General features: G+C 68.5%; 2 protein-coding genes. Both read left to right on the top strand.

The annotated features are described in order from the left end of the window. The first annotated feature begins 57 nt into the window (after positions 1 to 57). The gene (locus DMH12_RS37430; RefSeq protein ID WP_125495731.1) at positions 58 to 2,031 is read left to right on the top strand and encodes a hypothetical protein; all 1,974 of its coding nucleotides are present in this window, start codon (positions 58 to 60) and stop codon (positions 2,029 to 2,031) included. Beyond that, positions 2,031 to 4,217: a hypothetical protein gene (locus tag DMH12_RS40395; protein ID WP_125495730.1), complete on the top strand. Its 2,187-nt coding sequence runs from the start codon at positions 2,031 to 2,033 to the stop codon at positions 4,215 to 4,217. The genes DMH12_RS37430 and DMH12_RS40395 overlap by 1 nt, the downstream gene beginning before the upstream one ends. Positions 4,218 to 4,438: the final 221 nt, after the last annotated feature.

The raw sequence follows: 4,438 nt of genomic DNA, 5'->3' as shown, positions 1-4,438 counted from the left end.
AACCAGAACAACAACGACAACACACTACGAAACGGATACGCCGCAATCTCACACAGCGTGAGCGGCGAAACCGCAGCCATCGGCATCGGATTCCTCACCGCCGGCCCCATCGGAGCCATCGTCGGCGGCGTCACCCTGCCCGCCCTCGTCGCCGCCTCCATGTGGCGCGCCCGGCGCCGTGAGCACGACGAGAACACGAACAACGACCCCGGCAGCAACGGTTCCGACGGCTCGAAGTCCGGCCGTGACCGGTCCGGCTCCGGGGGTGGAAGCGGCCGTGGCCGCGGCAACGGGTCGGGCGGGGGAGCGGGACGGCACCGGACGCCCAACGGTTCCGGTGCCGACGGCCGCCACAAGACGCCGAAGGGCCCCGGCCACGGCAAGGGCCTAGGCGGAGGAGGTACTGGCCTGGGCGGTGGCGGGAAGAACCGCAAGCCGAAGGTGAAGGACCCGGTCGCCGACAAGCTGTCCAAGGCAGGCAAGGGCCTCGCCGACAAGTTCCGCAACCGCGACAAGAACCGCGGCAACAAGACCAACAAGGACCCCAAGCGCGGCAAGGACGCGGCAGGCACCGGCACGAAGGACCCCAAGACCCCGAAGGGCCCGAAGAGCCCCAGGACGCGGAAGGACCACAGCGGCGACTACTCCGACACCCGCCCCTGGCACGGCCGCGGCCACAAGGACAAGACCGGGAAGACCATCACCGACCCGAAGACCAAGAACCGCAAGACCAAGAACAGCAAGGGTAGTAGCGGTGACGACGCCACGTCGTCCACTGCCCGCGACGGCCTCGCCCCCATCACCCCCAACGGCGGCAATCACACCGGCGACGAGATCTTCGATGCCGAAATCGTCGATGACGGCCTGCCCCCCAAGCCGGACCGTGCCCCCGACGACGTCATCGACGGCGAAGTCATCGACGAAGACCGCATCGCCCTCGTCAAAGCCCGCCGAGAGAAGCAGCGCCGCCGGCAGGCCATCACGGCAGGCAAGCAGGCCGAACGGGACGCAGCCCGCGACGGAACCATGGGCGACCCGATCCGGGTCAAGGTCGAGCGGATCCGCTACGAGAACCAGCGGATCGACTACGAACTCGGCCGGCAGGAACAGATGCTCGCGCTCGCGGCATCAACAGAGCAGCGAAGGAGCACCCCCGTGACCTACCCCATCGCCACCACCGCACCCGCAGGCACCACCGCCGCCGGCGTAGCGGTCGCCCGGCAGCTCGAAGTCCGCGGCACCCAGGCCTACCGGCTCCTCATCGCCATGGCCGAACAGCTCGCCAACGGCCTCCACGGCGACGCGGACGCCGACATGGCCGACCACGTGGTGGAACTCGCTGGGATCCCCAACCTGTGCCGCAACCTCGCCCTCGCCGTCCGCGAAGCAGCGAACGCCCTCCAGAAGACCGCCCCCCTCCACCCGTCCGTGATCAAGCACCTCAACAACGCGGCCGTCGCCGCACTAACCGCCGCCCGCATGGCCGACACGATCATCGTCGTGTTCGTGCAGGCCCACCGCGACGACATCCACCGCGTCATGGCGCCCCGCATCGGCGAGGAGCGGTGGAACATCCGCAACGCCGCCGGCACCCTAGATGCCGCGAAGCTCCGCGCCGCGATCACGTCCGCCGGGCAGGCCCGCCTCGCCCTCCCCGCGGGCAGCAGTACGAACAGCACTGGGAAGCTCGTGCCCGCCTCCGGGGAGAGCACCAAGAAGCTCATCAACCTGATGAAGGGCTTCGACCGCGGCCACATGGTCACCTGCCTGTCCGAAGTCGCCGGCACCGCCCACGGAGTCGACATCGTCGCCGACTCCGTCAACAAGCTCTACCGGCGCATGGCCAACACCTGGCCCACCGAGAGCGTCGTCGACGACACCGTCCGCGCCACCGCATCCAAGGTCAAGAACGTCGCCGCGGAACTCCGCAAGGCCATCAAGGCAGCCCAGCGCGCCCACGACCGTGAACTGAGGCTCAACGCCAAGCCCCGCAAGGGCGCCAACGCCGAGAAGAAGTGGGACGTCGTCTGATGACCAAGACCAAGACCGAGGTCCCCGCTGGCCTCGAAACCATCTCCGACAAGCCCAAGCGGTGGGACTTCAGCCGCGACGCCGTCACTCCCGGCCGGCTCACTGCATGGGGCGCCGAACTCGCCTGCGCCAGCGCCCTCGTCGCACCCCTCGCCGACATCCCCTGGCAGGCCGGCGCCACCACCGGCGCCGTCGCCACCGGCGTAGCAGTCCTCTACGAAAAGGCCCGCGGCTCCTGGCGGCGCGTCCTCGTCGCCCGCGCCTCCACCTGGATGGCCACCACCGGCTGGCTCTCCTACGCCCTCGCCACCCAGCCCACCCTCACCACCATGGCCGTCGGCACCACCATCTGGGGAGCCGGCGCAGCCGTGAACATCGGCATGGACAAGTGGGGCGAGACCACCCGAGAAGCAGAAAAGGAGTTCTATCGGCGCCTTGAGGAGGGCGAGCAGATCAAAACCGCTCAGGATGGCTGGGCGCAGCTCCTCTACAACATCTGCGGCATCGAAGGCGCCGTCGCCGACCCCATCGTCGACCGCTGGCCGTCCGGCGCCGGCGAAACCGTCAAGGTCACCCTCCCCGCCCACCTCAACATCGACGCCCTCCGCGGCTACGAAGCGGAACTCGCCGGCGCACTCCACCTCCCCAAGGGGGGCGGTGTCGCCTTTTCCGCCGGCGGCCCCGACGTCCCCCGCAACGTCGTCTTCATCGCGATCACCCGCAAGAACATGATGGCCGGCGCCATCCCCTACCCCGGGCTCACCCCCACCACCATCAACAAGCCCGTCGGGTTCGGCGTCATCGGCACCGGCCAGGAAGCAGGCCTCAGCCTGAAAGACGAAGGGTTCATCGCGATCGGCGCCCAGGGCTCCGGCAAGACCGCCCTCATGAAGACCCTCGGCCTCGGCCTGGTCCGCTGCATCGACGCCCTCGTCTGGGACATGGATACCTCCGCGAAGATGTCCGCGGTCTTCATCAACCCCTACCTGCGGTACGGCATCGGCGTCCCCCTCATCGACTGGCCCGCCACCAACGAAGACGAATGCCGCCTCATGGTCCGCGCCGCCCGCCAGGTCATCGCCGCCCGCAAGACCGAATACTCCGACCTCCTCGAGGACGAGGACATCGACAACCTGCCCGCCCGCCCCGAGATCCCCGCCATCCACATCCGAGTCGACGAGACGAAGTCCATGCCCGACGACGTCCTCGAAGGCATCGACTTCATCATCGAAGAAGGCCGCTCCGTCAACGTCCGCGTCTCCAACACCGGACTGCGCGCCACCCGCGACTACATCACCGCCGCCATGGACGAACTCACCCCCGGCCGTATCGGCCTGCGCACCAACAACGCATCCGAGCTCGACATGCTGTTCCCCGGCTACGGCGCCCCCGACATGGCCCTCTTCACCGACCCCGGAACCGTCGTCTACATGAGCGCCACCAAGGGCCCCTACCAGCCCGCCCCCGCCAAGGCCTACGCCACCATGGCCGAAGCCTTCCAAGAGGGCAGCAGCGACCACCAGCGCATGCAGACCCTGTTCATGGACGCCGCCCGCCAGCTGTCCTCCAGCCGCCCCACCCTCGACGAAGTCTCCGCCCGCGCCGCCGGCCTCGCCTACGGCCAGCGTTGGGCCCGCTGCATCCCCAACCTCCGCGGCGACGCCTACGGCAACGTCGGACCCGACCGCATGCACGAGAGCGTGTGGGAGCTCTACCAGTCCTGGCCCAAGCCCGAGCCGTACGCAGTCCTCCTCGGTCACGCGGTCGACGACGACGGCTACCCCGTCGAAGCCCGCGGCGCCTCCACCGAGATCCCCCGCCTCACCGAGGCCATGCTCGACGACGAAGAGCTGGAACGCGTCGCCGCCCAGGACGCCGCGATCGAACTCGCCAAGACCCGTGTCACCCCCAAGACCCCGGAGCAGCTCGCCATCGAACTGTTCGCCTCCCTCGGCAGGCCCGCCAAGCCGTCCGAGGTGTACCCCCTCATGGCGAAGGCCGGCTACGACAAGTCCGACCGCACCTTCCGCGACCTCTGCGCCCGCCTGGGGCTGCAAGACAAGCTCGTGAAGGGCGATGATGGAACCTACGCGGCAACCAACAGCGGTGAGGTTCCTGATGCAGCCGGACGAGTTCCCGGACCTGAAGATGACGCACATGGACCAGGCGATGCTCCACATGGCTGAGCTGATCGAAGGCCTGAAGAAGGCCGGCCTCAGCGAGAACGCAGCCATCCGTTTCGCGGCGATCTACTTCAACGAGATGTCGCAGAACGACACGGACGACGACTGACCGACCCAGCGACCAGGAAAGCCCCCGGGTCGTACCCGGGGGCTTTCTGTATCCACCGCCACCCTCACCGACCGCCGCCCCCAGAAGGAACCCACCGATGAACGCCCCCCTGACC

The organism is Streptomyces sp. WAC 04229, assembly GCF_003947455.1.
Lineage (GTDB): Bacteria > Actinomycetota > Actinomycetes > Streptomycetales > Streptomycetaceae > Streptomyces.
Note: the sequence above shows the minus strand (reverse complement) of the source record. Positions and strands in the feature narration are given on the sequence as shown.